This window comes from Streptomyces sp. MS06 (assembly GCF_047200655.1).
Taxonomy (GTDB): Bacteria; Actinomycetota; Actinomycetes; order Streptomycetales; family Streptomycetaceae; genus Streptomyces.
In genome coordinates, this window is sequence record NZ_JBJZOJ010000014.1 from 42256 (window position 1) to 67816 (window position 25561).

Sequence of the window (25561 nt, forward strand, 5' to 3'; positions counted from 1 at the left end):
CCACTGCCAGATTTCAAGCTGCCGGACGGTTTCTCTTGGCTGAGTTCATTTACACCATGCGCAAGGCGCGCAAGGCGCACGGCGACAAGGTGATCCTCGACGATGTCACCCTGAGCTTCCTCCCGGGTGCGAAGATCGGCGTCGTCGGCCCGAACGGTGCCGGTAAGTCGACCGTGCTGAAGATCATGGCGGGGCTGGAGCAGCCGTCGAACGGCGACGCGTTCCTCTCGCCCGGGTACAGCGTCGGCATCCTGCTCCAGGAGCCGCCGCTGAACGAGGAGAAGACGGTCCTGGAGAACGTCCAGGAGGGCGTCGCCGAGATCAAGTCCAAGCTCGACCGGTTCAACGAGATCGCCGAGCAGATGGCGACCGAGTACACCGACGAGCTGATGGAGGAGATGGGCAAGCTCCAGGAGGACCTCGACCACGCCAACGCGTGGGACCTGGACTCCCAGCTGGAGCAGGCCATGGACGCGCTGGGGTGCCCGCCCGGCGACTGGCCCGTCACCACCCTGTCCGGCGGTGAGCGCCGCCGCGTCGCGCTCTGCAAGCTGCTGCTGGAGCAGCCGGACCTGCTGCTGCTCGACGAGCCCACCAACCACCTCGACGCCGAGTCGGTGAACTGGCTGGAGCAGCACCTGGCCAAGTACGAGGGCACCGTCGTGGCCATCACCCACGACAGGTACTTCCTCGACAACGTCGCCGAGTGGATCCTGGAACTCGACCGCGGGCGCGCCTACCCGTACCAGGGCAACTACTCCACCTACCTGGAGACCAAGCAGACCCGTCTGAAGGTCGAGGGCCAGAAGGACGCCAAGCGCCAGAAGCGGCTCAAGGAAGAGCTGGACTGGGTGCGGTCGAACGCCAAGGGCCGGCAGGCCAAGTCCAAGGCCCGCCTGGCGCGGTACGAGGAGATGGCCGCCGAGGCGGAGAAGATGCGGAAGCTGGACTTCGAGGAGATCCAGATCCCGCCGGGCCCGCGCCTGGGCAACGTCGTCGTCGAGGTGGACGACCTGCACAAGTCCTTCGGCGAGAAGGTCCTCGTCGACGGCCTGTCGTTCACGCTGCCGCGCAACGGCATCGTCGGCGTGATCGGCCCGAACGGTGCCGGCAAGACCACCCTGTTCAAGATGATCCAGGGGCTGGAGTCCGCGGACTCCGGCAGCATCAAGGTGGGCGACACCGTCAAGGTCTCCTACGTCGACCAGGGCCGCGAGAACATCGACCCGAAGAAGACGCTGTGGGAGGTCGTGTCCGACGGGCTCGACTACATCAACGTCGGACAGGTCGAGATGCCGTCGCGGGCGTACGTCTCCGCCTTCGGCTTCAAGGGACCGGACCAGCAGAAGCCCGCCGGCATCCTCTCCGGCGGCGAGCGCAACCGCCTGAACCTGGCGCTCACCCTCAAGCAGGGCGGCAACCTGCTGCTCCTCGACGAGCCGACCAACGACCTCGACGTGGAGACCCTGTCCAGCCTGGAGAACGCGCTGCTGGAGTTCCCCGGCTGCGCCGTGGTCGTCTCCCACGACCGGTGGTTCCTGGACCGCGTGGCCACCCACATCCTCGCCTACGAGGGCGACTCCCGGTGGTTCTGGTTCGAGGGCAACTTCGAGTCGTACGAGAAGAACAAGATCGAGCGGCTCGGCCCGGACGCCGCCCGTCCGCACCGCGCCACCTACAAGAAGCTGACCCGGGGCTGATCGATCTTGCGGCATCTCTACCGCTGCCCGCTGCGCTGGGCGGACATGGACGCGTACGGCCACGTCAACAACGTGGTCTTCCTCCGCTACCTGGAGGAGGCCCGTATCGACTTCCTGTTCCGCCCGGACAAGGACTTCCAGCAGGGGTCGGTGGTGGCCCGCCACGAGATCGACTACAAGCGCCAGCTCGTCCACCGGCACACCCCGGTGGACATCGAGCTGTGGGTCACGGAGATACGGGCGGCCTCCTTCACCCTCACCTACGAGGTCAAGGACGGCGAGGAGATCTACGTCCGCGCCTCCACGGTGATCGTGCCGTTCGACTTCGAGGCGCAGCGGCCGCGCCGTATCACGGCGGAGGAGAAGGAGTTCCTGCGCGAGTACACGGAGGCGGCGGAGAAGACCGACGCCGACGAGGGGGAGGCCGTCGCCGCATGACGGCGCTCCACCTGGCCGACGAGACGGAGGCGTCCGACCTCGCCGCCTTCCTCTCCCGGTTGCTCCACTACGACCGGGGCGCTGCGGTACGCCTGCAGTCGGCCGGCACCACGCTCGCCGTGTTCGGCCGGCCGCCCGCCTTCGAGGTGCTGACGATCCGCTCGGTGCGGCTCGCCAAGCCGTACGAGAGAGGCCTGGAGGTCACGCTGGACGTGACCGTCTCGGCCGGTGAACTGCTGGAGTCCGTCGACGAGTCGGCGGCGACGGCCACCGTGCCCGGCGCGGTGACCGGCCCCCCGTGGGCGGGGGTGCTGCCGCCGCGCGGCGGCTGGCGGCGGGAACCGGGGCTGCCGGCGCCGGAGGCGCTGCGCGCGCTGGTCGGCGCCCTGGTCGCGGAGTTCCGTGACCGGACCCGGGAACTTCCTGCGGAGGAGCGGACCCGGAGCGAACTCGACCGTCTCGGCCGCGAGATCTGGTCCCGCCGGGTCGGGCGGACACCCCTTCCGGTGCGTGCGGTGCACGCCGCCCAGTCGCTGGGCTTCCTGCGGCCCGCGGAGCGGCCCCGGCCATCCGGTGAGGAGGCGGGTGAGGCGGGCACGGCACTGCTGTCGTCGGGGGCGTGGCTGCGGCTGAGGACGCCGTACGGTTCGGTCGCCGTGCGCACCGCGGGTCTCGGGTCACTGGACGTCAGCGTCCGCTGAGTTCCCCGCCGGCGCCCTACCGGGTTCGGCCTGCCGCCTGCCGCCTGCCGCCTGCCGCCTGCCGCCTGCCGCCTGCCGGGGTGCCGGATGCCGATCGGCCGTGCCCAGGGGGCCTGGACGTGCCCAGGGGTCCCGGAAGTTCCCAGGGGTCGGACGTGCCAGGGGCGGACCTGCTCGGAGCGCGGCAGGCGTGCTTGGAAGAGCCCGCCCGGCCGTGCCGGCCCGCGCCCTGCACGGGGGCGCGCTCACCCCTCCTGCCGGTCCGGCCAGACCCCGATGTGATCCGCCTCCAGCTCCAGCGCGACCCGGTCCCGCATGTCCAGGGCGTGCAGGTACTCGTCGGGCAGTTGCAGGCGGCCCGCGCGGTCGAGCACGGCGTACTCGCGCGCCACCACCCGCTCGTGGCCGGTGGCCTCGTCCACCTCGCTGTGCCGCAGCACCTCCGTGGCCGTGCGGCCGTCGCGGATGGCGACCGTGCGGCGCACCTCGCCGGCGACCGCCTGATCGTGGGTGACGATGACCACCGTGGTGCCCAGGCGTTCGTTGGCGGTGCGGAAGGCGGCGAAGATCTGCTCCGCGGTGTGCGAGTCGAGCTCGCCGGTCGGCTCGTCGGCGAACACCACGGACGGTTCGTTCGCCAGGGCCACCGCGATGGCCACGCGCTGCTGCTGGCCGCCGGACATCTCCTGCGGACGCCGGCCCCGGCAGTCGGCCACGTCGAGCAACTCCAGCAGTTCCAGGGCGCGCCCGGCGCGCGCCCGGCGGCCCCGCGTGCTCCCCCCGCGACGGCCGCGCAGTTGGAGCGGCAGGGCGACGTTCTGGGCCGCCGTCAGATACGGCAGGAGGTTGCGGGACGTCTGCTGCCAGACGAAGCCGACCACCTCTCGGCGGTAGGTGAGACGGTCCTTCGCGGACATCGTCAGCAGATCGTGCCCGGCGACGCGGGCCGCGCCCGCGGTGGGCGTGTCCAGTCCGGCGAGGATGTTGGCCAGGGTGGTCTTGCCGCTGCCGGACGCACCGACCAGTGCCATCAACTCGCCCTTGCGGACCAGGAGATCGAGGCCCTGCAGGGCCTGCACCTCCACCCCGCCGGTGGAGAAGACACGGACCAGGCGGTCGCAGGCGATGAGCGCGTCGTGGCCGTACGCCGGGGCGTTCCGGGCGGCCGCCGCCCGGTCGGCCAGGTCGGTGAGCGTGGGGTTCGTGGTCATCGGGGGCCTTCTCCTCCTTCTGTCGCCGTCGGCTCGCCGCGCCCGCCGCACAGGCCGCACAGTCCTGTCACCGGGCGTCACCCGCCCGCAGTTCCCGTACCGATCCGCGCCGGCCGGCCCGCCAGGCCTGGACGCCCGCCACCGCCACCGCGAGGACGAGCAGGCACAGCGCGGGCGCCGCGAGCGACAGCGGGTCGGTGCGCAGGACCGGGGCCCTGTCGGAGCTGCCCGGTGCCGTGCCGAGGGCGAGGGCGGCGAGGTCGACGCCCGGGGCGAGCAGGCGTACGGCAGCCCAACCGGTCAGGATGCCGCCCACCGCGGCCGGCAGGGCCTGCGGCAGTGACTCCAGGACCAGCAGCCGGCGGGCCTGGGCGCGGGTGAGGCCCATGGTGCGCAGGCGGGCGAGCATGGCGGCACGTTCGGGCGCGGCCCCGGACAGCGCCAGCAGCAGCGCCAGTGCGGCGTAGACCGCGCCGGCCGCGACCGCCGCCGTGTAGACGTCCTCCGCGCCGGACTGGAGCGGCGAGTCGACGTACCGGGCGCGTTCCTCGTCGCGCAGTTGCACCCCGCCGTCCTCGGGAGCGGCGCGGCGCAGGGCGGCCGCGTCCGGGTGGTCGCCGGTCAGCAGCAGCGCGGTGGGCCGTGCCGCCGTGCGGTCCAGCCCGGCCCGGTCCACCACCAGGAAGTCGGTGCCGGGCACCGCCGGGGTGCGGTCCCGTACGGCGGCGATGCGGACGCTGATGGTGCTGCCGTCCGGGAGCCGGACGGAGAACGGTCCGCTGCCGTACATGTCGGCGACCATCGGCGAGGCCAGCGCGGGCAGCGGCGCGGCGGCTCCTCGCCCAGGTGCCAACGCGCCCGCGGGGAAGGCGCCGAGGCGGGTGTGACGGGCGAGCGCCGCGTACGGGCCGGGGTCCACGCCCGCCACCGGCAGGGTCACCCGTCCGTCCGTGGGCTGCGCGTCCTGGACGAGGGCCACCTCGGTCACCCCGCGCACCCCCGGGACGTGCCGGATCCGGTCGGGCAGCGAGGCGGGCAGCGCGGACGGTGCCTCGATGCGGGCGTCGGCGCCCACCGACATCAGGGCGGCCCGGTCGCGTGCCGCGTGCACGCCTGCCAGCACCGAACCGCCGAAGGCGGCCGTGGTCAGCGCCGTCAGCAGGGCCAGTAGTGGCAGGGCGGCGGAGGCCGGGGTGCGGCCCGCGCGGGCCAGCGCCAGCGGGGTCACCACGCCGCGCAGCCGCCGCACCGGCCCGGCCAGCCGGCGCAGCGGCAGCGGGTGGAGGCGCACCAGGACGAGCGAGGCGATCACGCCGAGCAGCACCGGCGCCGCCGGGACCAGCGGGCCGCCGCCCGCTCCCGGCCCGCGCAGCGACACCACCGCCGCCACCGCCAGGGCGAGCAGGGTGAGTTCGGCGACCGTGCGGCGCCGGGACGGGCGGACGTCCGCCAGGTCCCGGCGTGCGCCGGCCACCCGCACCCGCAGGTGGGCGGCCGCGGCGCGCAGCGGCAGTGCGAGGCAGGCGACCGCGGTGACCGCGGCCGCCGCCGCGACGGCCGCGGCGGTGCGGCCACCGGGCACCGCCCACAGGGCGGCGGCGAGCCCGGCCGCGCCCGCGGGCACCGCGACGGTCGCCGTCTCGGCGAGCAGCCTGCCCGCCGTCCCGGCCGGGGAAGCGCCTCGGGCGCGCAGCAGGGCGAGTTCGGCGCGCCGCCGGTCGGCGGTGAGGCCGCCCGCCAGTACCAGGACCACGGCGGCGACCGTACCGGTGCCGACGGCGGCCACGCCGACCAGCGGGCGGACGCCGGAGCGCAGCCGCGCGTAGGAGCCGAGGACGGAGTCGAGTTCGGTGGTGACCTCGGCGCCCGGTCCGGCGAGCGTCCGCACCGCCCGCAGCCCGGGGCCCGACTCCAGGGCCGCGACCCCGGTTTCCAGCCCGCCCAGGTCACGGCCGTGCAGCGCGCCGAGGGAGGGGGCGAGGTTCCAGTAGCGCACCGGGCGGCCGGTGGTGCCCAGCAGCGCGGGGGCCGCCTCGGGGGCGAGCAGGAGTGTGCCGAGCCAGTACCGGTCGGCGTTCGGCCCGCCGCCCGGCGTCGCCGTCAGCGCCGGGGTGCGCAGCAGCGGGTCGGTGGACCAGTAGGCCCCGCCGGGGGAGCGGGGGGCGAGGACGCCGGTGATCCGGACGGTGAGCGGGGTCCGCTCGAGGCCGGTCGCCACGTGGACGACCGAGCCGGGTCGCAGATGCAGGGCCGCGGCGGTGCCGGCGGTGACCGCCGCCTCCAGCCCGGCCGTGTCCGCGGTGACCGCCCCGCGCGCCCGCGGCGGCCGGCCGGCGGTCGTCCGGGCGTGCGCGGCCAGGCCCTGCTGGGCGACCAGGTGCAGCCGGGGGGCGAGTCCGCCGGGCCGGGGCAGCCCGGTGTCGACCGCGGTCAGCGCCACGGTGGTGCGCACGCCGTACGCCGACTGGTCCGGGTCCGCGGCGAGCGGCCGGCGGACCTGGCCGAGGATCTTCGCGTCCTGCGCGGCGAGTGCGCCCGGCAGCAGGGCCCGGGCCGCCTCCTCGAAGGTCGGGGCGGGTTGCGGCGGTGCGTACACCTGGACGGTGGTGCGGTCGGGGCGGGCCTCGGAGAGGGACCGGGCCAGGCCGGCGTCCTCGTACCGGTCCACGGCGCGCGGCAGGACCGCGGCCAGGCACGCGGTGAGCGCCACCAGCAGGGCCAGCGCGGCCGCCGTGCCCGGGGCGGCCCGCAGCCGGGTGCGCACCCAGGGCGCGGGCACCGCCCGTCCCGCCCGTCCCGGACGGCGGAGCGGCGGCAGCCGGCGCGGGAACGGCATGTCACTCACCTCCCGTCGCGCGCAGCGCCGCCGCCGGCCCCGGGCGGCGGTCGCGGCGCAGGGCCAGCAATGCGGTGACGGCCAGCGGCGGCACGGCGACGGCTGCCAGCAGGACGGCGACCGGCCCGGGCGGCAGGTCGACGAGTACCTCCGGGACCGGGCGGGTCGCCCGGTCGGTCACCAGGACGAGCGGGATCACCGTGCGGGTCAGCAGCGTGCCGAGGGCCGTGCCGACGAGGACCGCCGAGGCGATCAGCACGCCGTGCTCCGCGGCGATCACCCGGGCCGGCCCGCGGCGCGGCGCGCCCAGCGCGCGCAGTACGGCGAACTCCGCGTCCCGCCGGCGCAGCGAGCCCGCCGCGCTCACCGCGAAGCCGACGGCGGCCAGCGCGGCGGCGGCCGCGGCGGCGGCCGAGAAGGCCGCCTGCGGGCCCGCCCCGAACGGGTCGTCCCGCAGCCGCTCGGCGATCTCGTCGCGGACCAGCACCTGCCCGGGGTCCACGTCGGGCAGGGCCCGCAGCGCCGCGGCGACGGTGCCGGGATCCGAGGTGCGCAGCCACCACTCGGTCGGCGGCACGCTCGTGCCGTACCGGGACTGCAGGGCCCGGTTCACCGCGCGCAGGTCGACGAGGAGCGCGCCGCCGGTGTCCGCCTCGGAGGTGGTCGGCAGTTCCCGTACCGAGCGCACGATCCGCACCGGCACCGTCCGCCCGCCGAACGCCACGTCCAGGCGCTGCCCGGGGCGGGCTCCGGTGGCGGCGAGGAAGCGGTCGGTCGCCACGCCCGTGATCTCGCCGGGGGCGGGCTGCGCGACCCGTACCCGGAGCGTGAGCACACCGATCACCCAGGTCTCCTCGGGCGGGGTGGAGCCGGTGCCGTACTCGACGGTCGGCGGATCCGACGAGGTCACCCGCGGCCGGGCCGGCGGGTCGCCCGACCCGGATCCCGCCCCGGCGTCGCCGGTTTCCGCGACGGCCGTCCAGGAGGCGTGCAGCGGCAGCCTCCGTACGGTGCCGTCGGCGGTGGTCGCGGTCAGCGCATCGAGGGTGAGCCGGTGCCGTTCGGCGTGGCCGACCGGCTGGGGCAGCACGAGCTGGAGACCGGTCAGGGTGAGCGGGCCGGGGGCCGGGCCGAGGTCCGGGCTGAGCGGGTGGGGGTGCCCGTCGGCCGCGAGCCGCCCGGCCTGCAGCCGGTACGGGGTGCCCCAGCGGTCCTCGACGGTGAGCGCGACATCGGCCGAGGTGGGGGCGCCGGTGGCGTGCAGGGTCGCGGTGAGCCGCAGCCGGGTGGTGCCCGCGGGGATCCGCACGCCCGCCGAGGGTGCCTTCGGGCCGAGGCCGGCGAGCAGCGCGCGGACGGGCACGTCGGCCAGGTCGGGGCGCAGCAGCAGGGTGCCCGCGGCGTGCGAGGTGTCCATGGCGAGCACCGTCGCCGTCCGGTCGCCGGAGAGCGGCAGTGTGGTGCGCACGGCGGGTGAGGCCGCGTCGACGTGGGCGACGGAGGCGAGCTGCCCGGTCCGGCCGACGGTGTTCTCCCCGGCGGCCGTCACCCGCACCGGTGCCCCGGCCCGGAAGTCGGCCTGATCGTCCTGGGAGCGCGCCCAGGAACCGCCCTGCCCGACGGCCAGCATGCCCAGTGCGACGGCCGGCACCAGCAGCAGCACCGGGCCCGCCTGCCGCTCCGGCCGGCGGCTGAACCGCCAGCCCGCCAGCGCCGCGGTCAGGCCGCGTCCGGCCGCCGCCCGGCGTTCTGCGAGCCGGGCCGCCGGCGGCAGCAGCCGGAGCGCCACCAGCGTCCCGGCGAGCAGGATCAGTGCGGGCGCGGCGACCAGCAGCGGGTCGGCTCCCGGGGCCGCGGTGCCGTCTTGGCCGCCGGTCGCGCGGCCGTGCAACTGCCAGTAGGCGGCTGCGGCCACCGCCAGCAGCCCGATGTCGGCACCGGCGCGCACCGCGCCCGGCAGCGGCCGGGCGCGGTGCGCACGGAAGCCGGTCGCGGTCAGCGCCGGCAGCGCCACCGCCGCCGCGCAGCCCACCGCGACGCCCGCCGACACCAGCCACACCGCGGCCCGTCCGGCGGGCGGCACGTCCAGCCGCAGCCCGATCCGGGCCGGTGCGCCGTGCCCGGCCAGCAGCCGGGTCAGCGGTCCGGCGAGCAGGGGTGCGCACACCGCGGACGGCAGCGCGAGCAGCAGCGCCTCCACCGCGGCCAGTCCGGCGAGCCGGGCCCGGGACGCGCCACGCGCCCGCAGCAGCCGCGTCTCGTCCGCCCGCTCGGCGGTGAGCAGCCGGGCCACCAGCAGCAGGGTGCAGGCGGCGAGCAGCGCGAGCTGGAGGGAGACGACCAGCAGCGTGGAACGGGAGACGAGCAGCGAGCGGTGGACGCGGTCCAGGACCTCGGGCAGGCCGGTGGCCGCGGTCGTCATGCCGCTGAGCGCGGGCTGCCGGCGCAGCCGGGCGGTGCCGGTGCGGGCCGATTCGCGCAGCGGGTCGATGCGGCCGGTGGTCAGGGAGGAGAAGTCGGCGGATGCGAGCCACCCGGAGTCCCCGGCGCTCACCCGGCCCCCGGTCAGCACCCCGGGGGCGGCGAGCAGCGGGCCGTACGTGGTGAACCCGGACTTCTTCACGCCGCGCCCGCCCAGTTCGTCCAGCCGCCAGTACGGGGCGCCCGGGTCGGCGGGCCGGTAGACGCCGGTGATCCGTACCCGGACGGCCGGGCCGCCGAGCCGGTCGGTGACCGTGAAGCGTGCCCCGGTCCGCAGGTGGAGCAGCTGCGCGGCCGTCTGCGGGACGGCGGCCTCGACCTCCGTCCGGCTGCCGCCGGCGGCGGGCATACGCCCGTCCACCAGGCGCACCCGGCTGCGGTCGAGTGCGGCGAAGTGGGTGAGGTCCGGTTCCGCGGACCGTTCGGACGGCGGCCGCAGCGAGCGGGGCAGCGCGTACGGGCCGGACCGCCGCAGCGTGCGCACCGTCACCGGCAGCCCGTCGAACGTCGTCCGGGCCGCCGCGCGTACGGCGGCGTCGGCTGCGGCGCGGGAGGGGGCGGGGACGTCGGCCTTGACGATCAGTGCGGTGTCTGCGGCATTGTGCGGGTCGGCCAGCGCACGGCGCAGTGCGGCGTCGCCGATCGCGCTCCCGTACGCGGTGAGTGCGGCGAGCACGGTGGTGGTCAGCAGGACGGTGAGCAGTGCGGCGGCGAGCAGCGGGCGGTGCGCCCGCGCACGCGGCATGACGAGTCCCGCAGGTCCCCCGTACCCCGTCACCCGGCCCCCCGCCGTAGTTGTCCAGACCTCCGGGCGATGCTGTCAGAGGCAGGAGGAGCGGGGCAGCGCCCGGACGCCACGCTTGACCGGATCGTGACCGGGATCCGGTCCCGGACGACCGGAATGCGGACTTCGGCCGGTCATCGGCGGTCGCGGAGGAGCATGTCCGGTCTATGCCAGTCGATTCCGGTCGAGTCCGGTAGCGAGGTGGTAGCCGGGCGCGCGGGCATCCGGTGCGGGCATCCGGCGCGAGCGCCCCGCGCGGGCGTCAGCCGGGAGTGTTCACCATGGACGCGGCGGCATACGTGAGGTAGTCCCACAGCGTCCGGCGGTGCTCCTCGGACAGGCCGAGTTCCTCCACGGCGACCCGCATGTGCGCCAGCCAGGCGTCGTGCGCGGCCCGGTCGACGGTGAACGGCGCGTGCCGCATCCGCAGGCGCGGGTGGCCCCGGTTCTCGCTGTACGTCGTCGGCCCGCCCCAGTACTGCATCAGGAAGAGCGCCAGGCGCTCCTCGGCCGGGCCGAGGTCCTCCTCGGGGTACATCGCCCGCAGGACCGGATCCCCGGCGACCCCCTGGTAGAAACGGTGGACGAGCCGGCGGAAGGTCTCCTCCCCGCCGACCTGCTCGTAGAAGGTCTGCTCCTGAAGCGTGCCGCGCCGAATCTCTCTCACGCCCCCCATGCTCTCAGACACCGCGGCGGAGCCGGCAGGGCCGGGGAACCGTCCCGGTGTCCGGGCCCGTCCGGGCACTCGCCCCGCGTCCCCCCGGGACGCACAGTGGAGTCATGGACGCGCACCCCGACGACAGCCACATGGCGGGCCTCGCCGCCGCGGCGCGGGCCGCCATGGTGCGCGAGATCGCGGCCGACGGGGCCTTCGCCGCCGATCCGGCCTGGCGGGAGGCGTTCGCCGCGGTCCCGCGCCATCTGTTCGTACCGCACTACTACGCAGCCGTGGCCGGCAGGTACGAGCGCCGCTGGTGCGGGAACCCGGACCGGGCCGCCCGTGAACGCTGGCTGCGCGGCGCCTACGCCGACGCCCCGCTGGCGACCCGGCTGCGCGACGGGGAGCTGCTCTCCTCCAGCAGCCAGCCGTCCCTGATGGCGATCATGCTGGCCGCGCTGCGCGTCGAGGACGGCGACCGGGTCCTGGAGATCGGCACCGGCAGCGGCTACAACGCGGCGCTGCTGGCGTACCGCCTCGGCGACCGGAACGTCACCACCGTCGACCTGGACCCGGAGATCACCGAGTCCGCGCGCCGGCACCTGGAGGCGGCCGGCCGGCATCCGACCGTCGTCACCGGCGACGGTGCCCGCGGGGTACCCGAAGGCGCCCCGTACGACCGGATCACCGCCACCTGCGCGCTGCCGGCCGTCCCGTCGACCTGGCCGGACCAGTGCCGTCCCGGCGGCACGATCCTGACCCCGCTGGCGACCGGCCTGCTCGTGCTGGCGGTGCGGTCCGGCGGGCAGGCCGAGGGCCGGTTCCTGCCCACCCCCGCCTACTTCGTGCCGCTGCGCGGGGCCGGCGGGACGGTACGGGAACCGGCGCACCTGGGAGGACTGCCCCGCCGGGCCCGGGAGAGCGAACTGTTCCGGTTCCTGCTGGCCCTGACCCGCGGCAGCCTCGACCCGGAGGAGGCGTTCGCGCTGTGGGAGCGCGAGGGCATGCCGACACGCGAGCGGTACGGCATCACGGTCGGCCGCGAGCACCGGTGGGCGTGGCTGGACGACCCGGAGGGGCCCTACGTGTGGCCCCTGCCCGACCCGGCGGCCTGAGGCGCGCCGGTGCGGTGCGCGGGAGAGGCCCGCGGGAGAGGCCCGCGGGGAGCCGGCGGGCCTCTCCGGACGTGCCGTGCGTCCGGTGCGGTGCCCCGCGGGCCGGGTGCCGCACCGGGTCGCCGGAGGGCGTGCCGCGGCGGGCGTCAGCCGCGCCGGACGGTGATCGTCGTCCAGGCGCCCACGTGCACCCGGTCGCCGTCCCGGAGCGGCACCGGCACGAAGGGCTGGATCGGCTCCTCCCCGCCGTTGACCGTGGTGCCGTTCGTCGAGTTCTGGTCCACGACCGCCCAGGTGCCGTCCGGCTGCTGCACCAGCACCGCGTGCTGGTGCGAGACGCCCGGGTCCTCCGGCGGCACCGACAGGTCGATGTCCGGCGTCTCACCGGTGGAGTGGCGCCGGCGGCCGATGGTCAGCTGGTTGCCGGTCAGGGCGCGCTGCTGCTCCGGCGAGTACGCCGGCAGGTTCAGTCCCGCCGCCTCGGGGCCGGAGCGCTGCATCATCGCCATGAAGTACTCGCGGTCCGGGCCGATCGTCGCCGACCAGGTGGTGGGCTGCCCCTGCTGCTGCGGGAAACCCTGCCCGGGCGGGCCCTGGGTGCCCTGCTGCGGGTAGCCGTACGCGGGGGCGGGCGGGCTCTGCGCGGCGCCGGGCTGGGGGTAGCCGTACGCGCCGCCCTGCGCGGGGGCGGGCGGGGCCTGGGTGGAGCCCTGCTGCGGGTAGCCGTAGGCGGCCGGCGCGGGCCCGCCGCCGGTGTTCGACGGCGGGGAGATCACCCAGTCGTCGTCGCCCTGCGCCGGCCCGGCCGGGGCCGGACGCGCCGGCGCCGGTTCCTGCGGGTAGCCCGCCGGGCTGGACGGGCCGGGCGGCTGGAAGGACCGCGGGGCGCCGGAAGTCGGCCCGGGGCCGCCCTGCGGCGCCGGACCGGGCGGCGGAGCGGGACGGGAGGGGGCGTCGCCGAAAACGGACGGGCCGCCGGTGCCGCCCTGGCCGCCGCGGTCACCGGTGCCTCCGAAGGCACCCGGGGCGCCGGCACCGCCGGGACCACCCGGGCCCTGGGGTTCGGAGCCGAACGGGTGCGGCGGGATCGGCTCGGCGGGCCGGTTCACCTGGGACGGCCGCGAGCCCTGGTAGTCGAAGGAGTCACCGCCGCCGAAGGACGGGCCGGGCGGCTGCGGGAAGCGCGGGCCCGGCGCGCCGGCCGGACCGGCACCGGATGCCGGGCCGGCCGGCGGGCGCGGGGCGGCAGGGGTGTAGGAGGTGGCCGTGTTGGTGAGGAAGTTCCACCGGCACTCCTCGCAGAACGGCGCACCGCCCTCGCGGGGGGTGCGGCACTGCGGGCAGAGCTCCGGCTCGGAGGCGGCCGGGCCGGGAGGACGGCCGCCGGCGGTGGGCGCGGGCGGCGGGAAGCCGTAGCCACCGGGCGGGGGCGGCGGGGGGGACGGAGGCACGGCCCCGGCCATGCGGTGACCGCAGACCTCGCACCAGTCGTCGGAACCCGACTGGTGGCCGTTCGGGCAGGTCGGCATGTCGGTCTCTCCCCCTCTCGCCTCCGGCCGCGGCGGCCGGTTTACTCCGACCCCCGGGGGGTCGGGCTCGCAGTTGCTGACGTCACTTCTTCACGCGGACGGTCTTGGTGGACCGGGTCTCGAGAGTCTTCTCGGCGGCCTCCTCGACCTTCGTCTTCAGTCGCACAGTACCTGTCGCCGCGTCGACGACGTCCACCACCTTCGCAAGCAGTTTCGCAGTATCGGCATTCCCGGAGGCGCCCGCCAGTTGCACGGCCCGGCCCAGTTTGGCCGTCGCCCCGTCCACATCGCCCGCTTTGCGCAGTTCCAGTCCCTGCTGGATGGCCCGGGCCAGTTCCGCCTGCCCGGTGTAGTGGGCGACCTGCGGGCTGATCGCCGTGGAGGCGGCGAGGTCGTCCGTCCACACGGCCCGGACCAGGCCCTGTGCGCCGAGGGCGTGCACGGAACCGTCCTGACGGGGCGCCACCAGCGAGACCCGCGCGGCCAGCATCTCCCGGCCCACGGCGGCCGGGGGCACCGCCACGCGGACGTGGTAGTCCCGGGACTCGTCGCCCCAGGAGCCGGTCGGATAGTCCCCGGCGCGCGGGGGCGCCTCGGTGCGACGGCCGGTCAGGTCCTCCACCGTCGGGGCGACCTGCTTGACGAAGCGGACCGTCGCGCCGGCCGGGGTCCACAGCCGCAGTGCGACGTCGGCGACCTCCTTGCCCATCGCCGCCTCCATCATCCGTGTGAAGTCGGACACCAGCCCGGCCGGGTCGGCGACGATGTCGGCGCTGCCCAGCAGCGCGGAGGCGATCCCTGTGACCTCTTTCACCTCCCAGTCGGTGCCGACTCCCCGTGCGTCGCAGGTGAAGCGCCCGGCGCAGGCGTCCAGCGCGGCCCGCAGGTCCTCCGGCGACTCGTGCTCGTTGCGGCCGTCGGTGAGCAGGATGCCGTGCCGGATCGAGACGTCCGCCGAGGACAGCAGCCGGTCGGCGAGCCGCAGCCAGGCGCCGATGGCGGTGCCGCCGCCCGCGCTCAGCCGGCGCAGCGCCTGCTTGGCCTGCTCCCGGGTGGTGGCGTCGGCGACGGCGAGCCGACCGCCCCCGGGGTAGACCTCCTCGGCGACGTGGGTGCCGCCCACCACCGCGAAGTGCACGCCGTCGCGCACCGTGTCGACGGCGGCGGCGGTCGCCTCGCGGGCGTTGCGCATCTTGGTCTGCGGGTAGTCCATCGACCCCGAGCAGTCGACCATGACCGCCACGGCCGCCGACGGCCCCCGCCCCGGCGCGTACGGCTGCGCGGCGGCGACGGCGCTGCCCACCGTGCCGCCGCCGGTCGCGGTGACCGTGACGATCGCGTCGACCTCGCCGCTGCCCTCCGGCAGGTACTCGTTCTGGTACACGTCGACCGCGAACTGCGGCACGTGCGACTTCGAGAAATTGGCCATGGCTGAAAGCATCCCCCTCGCAACTGACCGCCGCTGCGGCGGTGACCGGCACGGACCGGTCCCCTCCGGTCCGCCGGGTCTCCCCGGGCGAGGCCCCCGCACCTGCCGCGGCCGGCCTCAGGCCGATCCTGCCCCCTGCGACGGGGCCGGGAACGGCACGACGGCCACTGTTACGTTGTCGTGGCCCCCGCCGTCGAGGGCGTGCCCGACGAGCACCCGCGCTCCGTGCAGCGGGCGGGCGGCGGCGTCCGGCGGGACGATCCGGGCCATCTCCCCGGCCGCCTCGGCGTAGTTCCACAGCCCGTCCGTGCACACCACGACCACTCCCGGCCGGTCCGGTTTGAACGAGGCGGTGTGCGGCTCCAGTTCGTAGGCGTCGGCACCGAGCCAGCCGGTGATCGCGTGGGCCCGTTCGTCGGCGTACGCCTCCGCCTCGCCCATCAGCCCCGCGGAGACCATCTGCGCCGCCCAGGAGTCGTCCTCGGTGAGCCGCGCCGCGGGCGCGGCGCGGTCGTCCGGCACCCAGTAGGCGCGGCTGTCGCCGACCCAGCCGACGACGAGCAGGCCGCCGGCCACCACCGAGCCGACCAGCGTGCAGGCCGGGGCGTTCTGCCGCGGGGCCTGCTCCCGGGCCGTCCGGGCTTCCCCGGCCAGCGCGTCGACGGAGTGCGAGGCGGCGACGATCGCCTCGTGCATCGCCTGCTGCGGGTGGACGCCCCGGGGGAGGGCGGCCAGCAGGGACTCGCTCGCGGCCCGGGACGCGGCCCGGGAGGCGTCGTCGGGGCGGGTCGCCGAGGACACGCCGTCGCAGACGATCGCCACCGACACCGGGGATCCGTCGGGCAGCGAGGTGTGGCCGACGGCGAACGCGTCCTCGTTGCGGTGGTGGCGCAGCCCCCGGTCGCTGACGGCGGCCAACGGGCCCGACTCCGCCTCCAGGTGGTCGCGTTCGCGCGGCTGGGCGTGCCCGCAGTTCTCGCAGTAGCCGTCGCTGTCGACCCGGCCGGCGCGGCAGGCCACGCACACGGCGGCGGCCGGTGCGGTCGACGGCGGCGCGGTCGGCTCCGCGGGGGGCCGCGGCGGGGTCGCCTCCGCGGGGGGCCGTGCCGGGGTGCCCGCCCCCGCGGCCGACCGCGGGTCGGGCGCCTGCAGCGGGTACTCCTCCGGCGCGGCCGGCCGGTCGAAACGCACGCCTCCGGTGCCCGGGGCGGCGGTGCCCGGGGCGTCCGGCGCCGGAGGGCCGGCGGTCGCGGCGTCCGGCCGGCCCGGCTGCGGGGCGGCGGCCGGTTGCCGGGGCACGTCCGGTGGCTGCGGTGCCGGGCCCGGGCCCCCCGAGCCGGTGCCCGGCGGATCCGTCGGCAGGTGCGTCGCGGCCGGCGTGCCGGTGCCGTCCGGCCCGGCTGCGTCCGGTTCGGCTGCGTCCGGCCGGCCCGCGGCTGCGGCTCCGGCGGCGGGCTGCGGCGCCGCGCCGCCCGGGCCGTCCGCCGGCCGGCCGGGCTGCGGTGCGGAACCGGTGGGCACCTGGTGCCCGCACGCTCCGCAGAAACGGTCACCCGGCTCGAGCGGTTCCGCGCAGCCGGGGCACTTCGGCTCGGTGGCCTGCTGGGGCATCTGCGACATCGCCTACACCCACGTCCTCGGGCGGTAGCGGTTGGCACGTTCCACCAGGTCGATCCTCTCCTCGCCGCCGGGCGCGAGCCGGGCCAGCGTGCGGTACGAGCGCTCCAGGCCGAAGCGCAGGCCCCGTTCGTCCAGTTCGCTGCCGAGCAGCACCCGCCGGGCGGACGGCTCCCCGCCCCGCCCTCCGGAGAGTATCCAGTCCAGGGCTCCTCCGAGCACCTCGGCGGCCAACTGCTCGCGTCGGGAGGGGTCCAGACCGTACGCGTCCAGCGCCTCCACCTGTGCCGCGGAGGCCGTCAGGTCCTGGAGGAACGCGGGGTCCGGGCCGGCCGGAGCGCGCTGCCGCAGCCGCGCCCGCACCGCGGCCACCCGCGCGGCCGTGTAGTGGATCGACGACTCCGGCACCGACTCCAGCGTCCCCACGGCGCCGCCCCGGTCACCCGCCGCGAGCTGCACCCGGGCCAGGCCGAACGCGGCGCCGACGCAGCTCGGGTCGGTCGTCCACACCAGCCGGTAGTACTCGGCGGCGTTGTCCGACTGGCCCAGCACCTCCGCGCACAGGCCGAGCGCCAGCTTCGGAGCCGTCTCGCCGGGGAAGGCGTCGTAGACCGCGTCGAAGGCGAGCGCCGCGTTCTCGTGGTCGCCGGTCACCAGGGCGGCCACGCCCCGGTGCCAGACCACCCGCCAGTCGTCGGGCTGCTCGTCCTCCAGGCGGTGCAGCGCCTCCTGCGCGGCGGCGGCATCGCCGTTCTCCAGCAGGGCGCGCACCTGGCGCAGCCGCGTCTCCGCGGACGGCGCGGGGGCCGCGGCCAGCGCGGCGACCAGTTCGGTCGGCTGGGAGGCCACCAGACCCGCGAGGAAGCCCGCGTTGGGATCGGACGGGTCCACCCGGGGCACGGGCAGCGCGAGTGCCCCCGCGGCGGTGTCGACCGGCCGCACGGACTCCGCCCCGGCGGCACCGCCGCCCGGGAGGACACCGCCGGGCGCCGCCCCGGCAGCGACCCCGCCCACAGCGGCCGGGACGGCCCCGCCCACAGCGGCCGTGGCGGACCCGCCCGCGACGTCCGGGGCGGACCCGCGGCGCCGCCGGCGGGAGCGGACCGCCCGCCCGCCCAGCCGCGACACCTCACCGTCGTGCCGAGCGAACAACTCCGTGTCGGTGACCCTGGACTCCGGGCCGAAGAGCGTCGACAGCGCGGGCCGGGCCCGGCCGGTCTGCAGCGAGACCACCTCGCGCAGTACGCCGGTCAGCTGCTGCGCCATCTCCTGCGCGGAGGCGAACCGGCGGGCCGGGTCGGGGTCGGTGGCGCGCACCAGCAGCCGGTAGAAGGACTCGTACCGGCGGAACACCTCGATGCTGTCGGGATCGGGCAGCGAGTCGGCGAAGACGGTGGTGTAGCCCTGGAAGTCGAAGGTCAGCACCGCCAGCGTGCGGCCGACCGTGTAGAGGTCGCTCGCCACCGACGGGCCGATGTCCGCGACCTCCGGGGCCTGGTAGCCGACGGTGCCGTAGATCGCGGACTCGTCGTCGTCCACGCGCCGCACCGCGCCCATGTCGATCAGCTTGAGCTGGTCCTCGGTCTGGATCGCGTTGTCGACCTTGAAGTCGCAGTACAGCAGATTGCGGCTGTGCAGGTGGCCGAGCGCCTCCAGCGCCTCGATGCCGTACGCGCAGGCCTGCTCGACCGGCAGCGGGTCCCGCCTGCCCGCCTCCGTGCGGCGGGCGTTGGCGATCTCCTTCAGCGACTTGCCGCCCACGTACTCCATGACGATGTAGCCGTCGAGGGACCCGGTGCGCTGGTCCAGGTGCTCCACGAAGTTGTAGATCCGCACGATGTTGGCGTGCTCGATCTCCGCCAGGAACCGCCGTTCGGAGATCGCCGCGGCCATCGCGTCCTGGTCGCCGGTGTCCAGCAGGCCCTTGAGGACGACCCACCGGTCCGCCACCGCCCGGTCCACCGCGAGGTAGATCCAGCCCAGGCCGCCGTGCGCCAGGCAGCCCGCGACCTCGTACTGGCCGTGCACGACGTCGCCGGACCGCAGCTTCGGCACGAACGAGTAGGGGTGGCCGCACTTGGTGCAGAAGCCCTCGGTACGGCCCGGCCGCTCGGCGCGCGCCCGGCCGACCGGCGCCCCGCAGTCCGAACGGGAGCAGAACCGCTTGCGCTCCGGCACCTCCGGGTCGTCCAGCACCATCGCCCGCGGATCGGGCCGGGGCACCTGCGGCACCTCCACCAGTCCGGCGCCCAGCCGCCCGCGGGCGGAGGTGCTGGACCCGGAGCCGGAGCTGCGTACCGACACCGAGCGGCCGGAGGTCCGGCCGGACAGCGCGCGCGACAGCCGTCCCGACACCGAGCGGCGCGACCTCGACGACTGCGAGGCGGTGCGCCCGCCGGCCCGGCCACTGGAGTGCCCGCTGTCCGCCGAGCCGGCACCGGCGCCGCCGGTCGCCGCCGACCCGACCGCGCCGGCGGATCCCACCACCGGTGCCAGACCGCAGGTGTCGCAGTACAGCTCGCCGCCGCCGACGTCCTCGTACGATCCGCCGCACTCCGGCCGCTGGCACCTCTGCCCCGCCCCGCTCATGACGACGCCCCCCTCCCGTCCCCTCGGCGGTCCTCGGCCCGCTGCGGCGGGTCCGCCGCGCGCGGCGCGCCGAGCGCCTCCGCCGCCGCCTGCTGGTAGCGCAGCACGGCCTGCTCCGCGACGCGCAGGTCGCACGGCGCGCTCCACAGCATGCGACGCGCCTTCTCGTACCGCTCGACGAGCACCGGGTCCTCCGCCAGTCCGTGCCGGGTGACCTTCGCCCGGTATGCGTCGAGGCGGCCGCGCAGCTCCGCGCGGACCGCCAGCGGCGCGGTGACCGCGGTCAACGACTCGCGGGCGCGCAGCAGTTCGTCCTCCGCCTTCTCCTCCAGGGACTCCAGCAGCGGGGACAGACGGTGCCACTGGGCGTGCCGGCGGTACTCGGCGGCCGCGGCGAGCTGCTCCTGCAGCACCGTCGGCGGCCCGCTGACCACGGGCACCTCCGTGGCGGCGATCTTCGCCAGCACCTCGCCGCGGGCGGTGCGGGCCTCGGCGAGGGTGCGGTCCGCGCGGGAGAGCACGTCCCGCAGCCGGACGATGCGCTTCTCCGCGTCCTGCCGGACCGCCAGCACCGCGTCGATCTCCCGGCGCACGTCCTCCAGGGCCCGCGCCTGGCGGTCGTAGACGGCCGTGTCGGGCCGGCCGCCGCCCGGTGCGGCACTGCCCTGTGCGGGGATCCAGTGCGCCAGCGGATCGGAGACCACCTCCTCGCGCAGCCCGGTCAGGGTGCGGGTGATGCGCTCCAGGTCGTCGCCCGCGGGGTGTTCGCCGGGGCGTACGCCGACGGAGTGCGCGAGCCGCCGGGTGCGCTGCAGCTCGGCGGAGAGCAGGTCGATACGGGCGGGCAGCGCCGACCAGACCGCGTCCGCGGCGACCACCACGTCCAGACAGGCCGCGTAGAGCTCGTTCATCCGCTCCACCAGCGCGGCCGGCGAGTAGCTGTGGCTGAGCCGCCCCGGACCGGACGCGGCGGACGCGTGCGCGGCGGAGCCGGCCAGGACGACCGAGTCGCCGCGCAGCAGCTCCGTCAGCTCCACCAGGTCCTCGCGGCTGGACCAGCGGCGCCGGCCGCGGACCTCCCGGGCGGTGCGCAGCACCCCGGAGTAGGCGTCGAAGTACGTCCACAGCAGTGTGATGGCGGCCTCCGTGGCCGCCCACCGCTCCTTGGTGACCCCGGTCAGCTCGGCGCCTTCGAGGAGTCTGCGGCCCGCGTGGTCCTGCAGGGAGAGCAGCGAGGTCTCGACCGCTTCGTGCTCCGCGCCGAACCGCGCCAGCGCGCGGTCCACCTCGTCCCGGTCCATCACCGGCCCGGCGGGGTCCGGGACGCCCATCGATCACCTCTCGCTGCTGTGTGGTTGCCGCTGTGTCCTGTTGTCCTCCGGCGCCGCCGCCGGTCCGGCCGATCGTGCCCCGGTGCTCTTCGCCGCCGGTTCAACCGGTGCGCAGGTAACGGGGTGCCGGCGGCATCGAAGGGGCGGCGTCCTTCCCCAGTGTCGCCGACAGCCAGGTGTCGTACGAAGCCTGCCAGCCGCTCGCCCGGTAGCCCACCAGGACCCGGTTGACCCGGCGCACCAGGTCGTCGGCGTCCTTCCGCATGGCGACGCCGTAGTACTCGGTGGTGAAGGCGGTGCCCTTCAGCTCGACGGTCGGGTCCTGGGCGGCCTGGCTCGCGGCGAGTGCGCCGTCGGTGACCACGGCGTCGACCTCGCCGAGCTGCAACCGGACCAGGCAGTCGAGCTGGTTGGGGACGGTGGTGGAGATGTCCGCGGTGGCGGGCAGCCGGCCCGCCTCCCGGTCGCCGGACAGCTTCAGGTAGGCCGTGGAGCCGGCGGCCGTGCAGATCCGCTTGCCGGCGAGCGAGCCGTCGTAGCCCGTGATCGTCGACGACTTGGGCGCCAGGACCTGCTGCCCGGTCTTGAAGTACGGTGCGGAGAAGGCGACTTCCCGCTCCCGCGCGCAGGTGATGGTCATGGTGCGGACCACCATGTCGACGCGGCCGCTGCGTATCGCGGGGATGCGCTGGTCGGTGGGTATCGCCTTGAACTGGACGGCGTCGGGGTCGCCGAGGATGTCCGCGGCGATCCGGTGCACCAGGTCGATGTCGAAGCCCTCCAGCCGGGCGCCCTCGGTGTTGGGGTCGCGGTAGCCCCAGCGGTAGCTGTTCTGGTCGACGCCGACGACCAGTCTGCGCTTGGCGCCCCGGCGGTTCCTGATGGCGTCGACGGTGGGGCCGCCCGCGGACGAGGGCGCCAGCGTCTGCTCCTCCGGTGCGGTGCAGGTGTCGGTGCTGGCCTGGGTGCCGTCGGCGCTGCCCCGGCCGCCGGTACCCGGCGCGTCGGAGCCGCCCGGCAGGGTGAGCGGCAGCAGCAGCGCGAAGGCCAGAGCGAGGGCGCACAGCGCCGCCATCGCGCCGACCCCGCCCCAGCCTCTCAGCCCGGCCCGCGCCCGGCGCATGAGCGCTCCGGCGCCCGCGAGCGCTCCGGCGCCCCCTGTCGGTCGTCCCGCCTCCACCGGCTGACCCCCTCCCACCATCCGTCTCCCGCTCACCGGTACTCCGACAGTCTGCGCCCGATGCCGAGCAGTGCGCCCGCCGCACCGAGTACGGCGAGCACGGCGGCGCCCACCGGCAGCCCGCTCATCGCGTCCCGGCCGCTGGACGCCGCCTGCCGGAACTCGGTCCGCTCGTGCCCCAGCGCCCGTGCCAGGTTGGCGTCGACGCTGTCGAAGCACTGGCCGGTGGCCCCGTCGCCGCCGATCACCTTGGCGAGCGCCTGCTCGTAGTTGCCGTTCTCGTCCTGGTCGCGGGCGGTGGCGTGGCGTCTGCGCCACTCCGTCATGTTGCCGACGGCCGCGGTGACCGGGCGGGAGCCGGCCTCGTCGTCGGCCAGCGAGCGCGCCTCGGTGAGCCCCCGGGCGAGGGCGTCCATGTCCTTGCCGAAGTCGTAGTCGTAGGCGTCGTAGGTCTTCCCGTCCACCTTGACCGTCTGCGCGCCGCGGGAGACCAGGGTGAGGTTCTCGTTGCCGCGGGCCTTCAGCGAGGCGATCCGCGCGTCGTGCAGCACGTTCAGCGAACGCACGCCGCGGTCGTAGGACTCGTTCAGCCCGGCGCGGGCGACGCTGTGCCCGACGACGAGCCACAGCAGCGCCGCGGTGGCGGCGGCGGTGCCGGCGACCAGTCCGCGGTTGAGCACCCGGTGGGTGCGGCGGTAGTTGCGGTGCTGCGCCCAGGCGAGCGCTCCGAGCGCCAGGACGCCGAGGGCGATCGCCGCCCACGGGTAGGGCCGGGCGTCCGCGTAGTCGTCGCTCAGCCGCTGGTTCTCCCGCTGGTAGAGGTCCTCCGCCGCCGGCAGCATCTCCTTCTGCATCTTCTCGTTGGCGTACCTCAGGTACGCGCCGCCGACCGGGAAGCCCAGCCGGTTGTAGGTGCGGGCCCGTTCCACCAGGCCCTTGTACTCCGGCAGCAGCCGGTTCAGCCTGGCGATGGTCTCGGCGGCGGGACTGCCCGCGTCGGAGCTGTTGGCGGCGGTCACCAGACCCGCGGCGGCGGTGCGGATGTCCTCCTCGTAGCGGTCGCGGGAGGCCTTGGTCTCCTGGCCGCCGGCGAGGAAGCCGCTGGAGGCGGCCGTGTTGGCGTCCGCCAGCGCGCGGTAGACGTCCGCGGCGGCCGAACTGAGCGGCTGGCTCTTGCGCAGCACGTCGTCGGCCGCGGCCGCGCGTTCGGTGGTCTGCCAGGCGGTCACCGCGCCGAACACGAGGACGAGCAGCGCCAGGAGGGCGCCGATGAGCCGCAGTCGGCCGGGTTCGGTGGTGGCCGCGGCGCGCAACCGCTCGACCCCCTCCGCGAACGCGGTGCGCCGGCCCTGCCCGGCAGGGCCGCCCGGTGCCGGGGTGGCCGCGCGCGGCGCGGGACGGTCACCGGGCTGGGGAGGGACCGCCGGCGCCGGCGGCATCGGGGACACGCCGGAGCCGGGTGCCGGTGCCGTGCTGCCTCTCGGCGGGTGTGTCACTGCCCGACCTCCCCCATGGTCATCCGTCGCGGCAAGTATCGCTGCCGGGACCGGCGTCCGCACCGCACTTCGCGGCATCTTGATCGGATCGCAGTGTCCCGCACCACCCCTGCCCGCGAACACGCCGGGGGAACCGGTTCGGTTCCCCCGAGGTGTTCACCCGGCCGGGCACCCCGGGCCGCTCACGCCCCGAAGGCCGCCCGCACCCGCTGCCGCGCCCCGTGCCCCGCTCCCACGCGGTCCAGCCCGAGCAGCGCCGCGCCCAGCACCGGCCGCGCCCGCACCACCCGGGGCACCGCACGCGGCGCACGGCCGGCGAGCCGCTGCCGCACGCCCTCGTCGAGGCGGGCGTGCCCGGCGGTGAGCACCCCGCCGCCCAGCAGCACCGGTGTCTCCTCCGCGAGCAGGTCCAGCCGGTCCAGGACGACTTCGGCCATGGTGGCGATCTCCTCGGCCTGCCGGTCGACGAGGCTTCCGGCGACGGCGTCCCCGGCCTCGGCGGTCGCGAACAGCACGGGGGCGAGTTCGTGGCGCCGGGCGGCCGCGACGTGCCCCAGGTGCAGTGCCTCGACGAGGGCGTCCATGGACTCCAGGCCGAAGTGCGCGGGCAGGGTTCGGGCGAGGGCGCTCGCCGCGCCCCGCCCGTCCGCCGCACGGGCGGCGTGCCACAGCGCCTCCTCCGCCAGGCCCCAGCCGCCGCCCCAGTCGCCGGAGACGCGGCCCAGCGCCGGAAATCGCGCGGTGCGGCCGTCGTCGCGCATGCCGACGCAGTTGATGCCGGCCCCGCACACCACGGCCACGCCGCGCGGTGCGGTGACGCCGGCGCGCAGGACGGCGAAGGTGTCGTTGCGCACCTCGACCGTCGCGCCCCAGGCCCGCCCGTTCAGCGCTTCTGCCAGCCGCTCCTCCTCCACCGGCAGGTCGGCGTTGGCCAGGCAGGCGGAGACGTGTGCGACCCGGTCCACGCCCGCCGCCCGGCAGGCCCGGCCGACCGCCTCCGCGAGGGTGTCCACGGCCGCCCCGACACCCACCGCGGGCGGCCGGAACCCGCCGCCGCGGGCGGTCGCCAGCACGTCCCCGCCGGCCGTCACGACCGCGACGTCGGTCTTGCTGTTGCCGGCGTCGATGGCGAGGACGCTCGCCGTCATGCCCACCCGAGGTGCTCCCGGTTGTGCGCGAGGAGCCGGTCGGTGAGCGCGTCGGCCCGGTCGTACTGCCCGACCAGGGGGTGGGCGAGCAGCGCGCGGAAGACCCGTTCGCGGCCTCCGTGCAGGGCGGCCCGCAGCGCGAGGTCCTCGTAGGCCGCCGTCCGCGCGGTCAGTCCCGCGTACAGCGGGTCGAGGGGCGCCACCGGCAGCGGGGTGGCACCCTTGCGGCCGACCGCCGCCTGCACCTCGACGACCGCGTCGTCCGGCAGGAACGGCAGGGTGCCGTTGTTGTACGTGTTCACCACCTGGTGGGGGCTGCCGGACCCGCCGAGCAGCGCGGCCGCGAGGTCGACGGCGGCCTCCGAGTAGTGGGCGCCGCCGCGCCGCGACAGCAGCTCCGGCTTCTCGTCCAGCGCCGGGTCCCGGTACATGTCCAGCAACTGCCTTTCCATGTCCGCCACTTCGGCGGCACGCGAGGGTTTGCCGCGCAGTTCCCGCACCACCGCGTCGTGTGCGTAGTAGTAGCGCAGGTAGTACGAGGGGACGGTGCCGAGCCGGTCCAGCAGCGGGTGCGGCAGGCGCAGGTCGTCGGCGATCGCCGCACCGTGCTCCGCGAGCAGCCTCGGCAGGACGTCCTCGCCGTCGGGCCCGCCGAGGCGTACCCCGGTCTCCCAGGTGAGGTGGTTCAGGCCGACGTGGTCCAGGTGCAGGCGGCCGGGCTCGGTCCCGAGCAGCGCGGCGAACTTGCGCTGCAGCCCGATCGCCACGTTGCACAGTCCGACCGCCCGGTGGCCGGCCCGGAGCAGGGCGCGGGTGACGATACCGACGGGGTTGGTGAAGTCGATGATCCAGGCGTCGGGGTTGGTACGGCGGACCCGCTCGGCGATGTCGAGCACCACCGGGACGGTGCGCAGCGCCTTGGCGAGGCCGCCCGCGCCGGTGGTCTCCTGCCCGACGCACCCGCACTCCAGGGGCCAGGTCTCGTCCTGCTCGCGGGCGGCCTGCCCGCCGACCCGGAGCTGGAGCAGGACGGCGTCCGCGCCGTCGACGCCGGCGTCCAGGTCGCCGGTGGTGACGACCCGTCCGGGGTGGCCCTGCCGGGCCAGGATCCGGCGGGCCAGGCCGCCCACCGCGGCCAGCCGCTCGGCGGCGGGATCGACCAGCACCAGTTCGTCGACGGGCAGTGTGCCGCGCAACCGGGCGAATCCGTCGACCAGTTCGGGGGTGTAGGTCGAGCCTCCGCCGACCACGGTCAGTTTCACGGTGAGCAACCTCCACGGGGATGGGCGTGACGCCCGCGCGGCGGCGGTGTGCGGCC

The 25561-nt window shown here is 76.1% G+C and carries 17 protein-coding genes; 4 read left to right on the forward strand and 13 right to left on the reverse strand.

Translation table 11 applies throughout. The features are described 5' to 3' along the window. The first annotated feature begins 35 nt into the window (after positions 1-35). From ettA to ACL02U_RS09885, 3 genes are read left to right on the forward strand one after another with little or no spacing between them, the layout of a single operon-like run. Positions 36-1700 carry an energy-dependent translational throttle protein EttA gene (ettA, locus tag ACL02U_RS09875; protein WP_412790315.1) on the forward strand — a complete coding sequence of 555 codons (1665 nt, stop codon included), beginning with the start codon at positions 36-38 and terminating at the stop codon, positions 1698-1700. A gap of 6 nt (positions 1701-1706) precedes the next feature. Next, complete coding sequence (locus ACL02U_RS09880; protein WP_412790316.1) at positions 1707-2138, forward strand: acyl-CoA thioesterase; 432 nt, start codon at positions 1707-1709, stop codon at positions 2136-2138. Further along, positions 2135-2839 (forward strand): hypothetical protein, encoded by a 705-nt coding sequence (locus ACL02U_RS09885; RefSeq protein ID WP_412790317.1) that lies wholly within the window; start codon positions 2135-2137, stop codon positions 2837-2839. Before ACL02U_RS09880 ends, ACL02U_RS09885 begins: the two co-directional genes overlap by 4 nt. Before the next feature lie 245 nt (positions 2840-3084). Here the strand turns inward: ACL02U_RS09885 and ACL02U_RS09890 are convergent, their stop codons facing one another. The 4 genes from ACL02U_RS09890 to ACL02U_RS09905 form a co-directional block, all read right to left on the reverse strand. Next, entirely contained in the window at positions 3085-4050 is a 966-nt protein-coding gene (locus ACL02U_RS09890) for an ABC transporter ATP-binding protein (RefSeq protein ID WP_412790318.1), read from the reverse strand. A 67-nt stretch (positions 4051-4117) separates the two neighbouring features. Further along, complete coding sequence (locus ACL02U_RS09895) at positions 4118-6886, reverse strand: FtsX-like permease family protein (RefSeq protein ID WP_412790319.1); 2769 nt, start codon at positions 6884-6886, stop codon at positions 4118-4120. Between the two features lies 1 nt (position 6887). Further along, entirely contained in the window at positions 6888-10112 is a 3225-nt protein-coding gene (locus tag ACL02U_RS09900) for an FtsX-like permease family protein (RefSeq protein WP_412790320.1), read from the reverse strand. 301 nt (positions 10113-10413) lie between these two features. Further along, positions 10414-10827 carry a globin gene (locus ACL02U_RS09905; protein WP_412790321.1) on the reverse strand — a complete coding sequence of 138 codons (414 nt, stop codon included), beginning with the start codon at positions 10825-10827 and terminating at the stop codon, positions 10414-10416. A gap of 104 nt (positions 10828-10931) precedes the next feature. Between ACL02U_RS09905 and ACL02U_RS09910 the strand changes: the two genes are divergently transcribed. Next, positions 10932-11924, forward strand: coding sequence for a methyltransferase domain-containing protein (locus ACL02U_RS09910; protein WP_412790322.1), 993 nt, complete (start codon positions 10932-10934; stop codon positions 11922-11924). Positions 11925-12070: 146 nt separating this feature from the next. Here ACL02U_RS09910 and ACL02U_RS09915 read toward each other — a convergent pair whose 3' ends face one another. The 9 genes from ACL02U_RS09915 to ACL02U_RS09955 form a co-directional block, all read right to left on the reverse strand. Beyond that, the gene (locus ACL02U_RS09915; protein WP_412790323.1) at positions 12071-13453 is read right to left on the reverse strand and encodes an FHA domain-containing protein; all 1383 of its coding nucleotides are present in this window, start codon (positions 13451-13453) and stop codon (positions 12071-12073) included. A gap of 82 nt (positions 13454-13535) precedes the next feature. Next, complete coding sequence (locus ACL02U_RS09920; RefSeq protein WP_412790324.1) at positions 13536-14882, reverse strand: vWA domain-containing protein; 1347 nt, start codon at positions 14880-14882, stop codon at positions 13536-13538. Positions 14883-14999: 117 nt separating this feature from the next. Continuing rightward, positions 15000-16502: a protein phosphatase 2C domain-containing protein gene (locus ACL02U_RS09925; RefSeq protein WP_412790325.1), complete on the reverse strand. Its 1503-nt coding sequence runs from the start codon at positions 16500-16502 to the stop codon at positions 15000-15002. Positions 16503-16505: 3 nt separating this feature from the next. After that, positions 16506-19088, reverse strand: coding sequence for a tetratricopeptide repeat protein (locus tag ACL02U_RS09930; RefSeq protein ID WP_412790326.1), 2583 nt, complete (start codon positions 19086-19088; stop codon positions 16506-16508). Then, positions 19085-20419: a hypothetical protein gene (locus tag ACL02U_RS09935; RefSeq protein ID WP_412790327.1), complete on the reverse strand. Its 1335-nt coding sequence runs from the start codon at positions 20417-20419 to the stop codon at positions 19085-19087. The genes ACL02U_RS09930 and ACL02U_RS09935 overlap by 4 nt, the downstream gene beginning before the upstream one ends. Positions 20420-20519: 100 nt before the next feature. Then, positions 20520-21542, reverse strand: a complete 1023-nt coding sequence (locus tag ACL02U_RS09940) for a glutamate ABC transporter substrate-binding protein (RefSeq protein WP_412790328.1) — start codon at positions 21540-21542, stop codon at positions 20520-20522. Between the two features lie 89 nt (positions 21543-21631). Beyond that, positions 21632-23095 (reverse strand): hypothetical protein, encoded by a 1464-nt coding sequence (locus ACL02U_RS09945; RefSeq protein WP_412790329.1) that lies wholly within the window; start codon positions 23093-23095, stop codon positions 21632-21634. A 182-nt stretch (positions 23096-23277) separates the two neighbouring features. Then, on the reverse strand, positions 23278-24249 hold the full coding sequence (locus tag ACL02U_RS09950; RefSeq protein WP_412790330.1) for an N-acetylglucosamine kinase: 972 nt from the start codon (positions 24247-24249) through the stop codon (positions 23278-23280). After that, complete coding sequence (locus tag ACL02U_RS09955; protein ID WP_412790331.1) at positions 24240-25505, reverse strand: 6-phospho-beta-glucosidase; 1266 nt, start codon at positions 25503-25505, stop codon at positions 24240-24242. Before ACL02U_RS09955 ends, ACL02U_RS09950 begins: the two co-directional genes overlap by 10 nt. Positions 25506-25561: the final 56 nt, after the last annotated feature.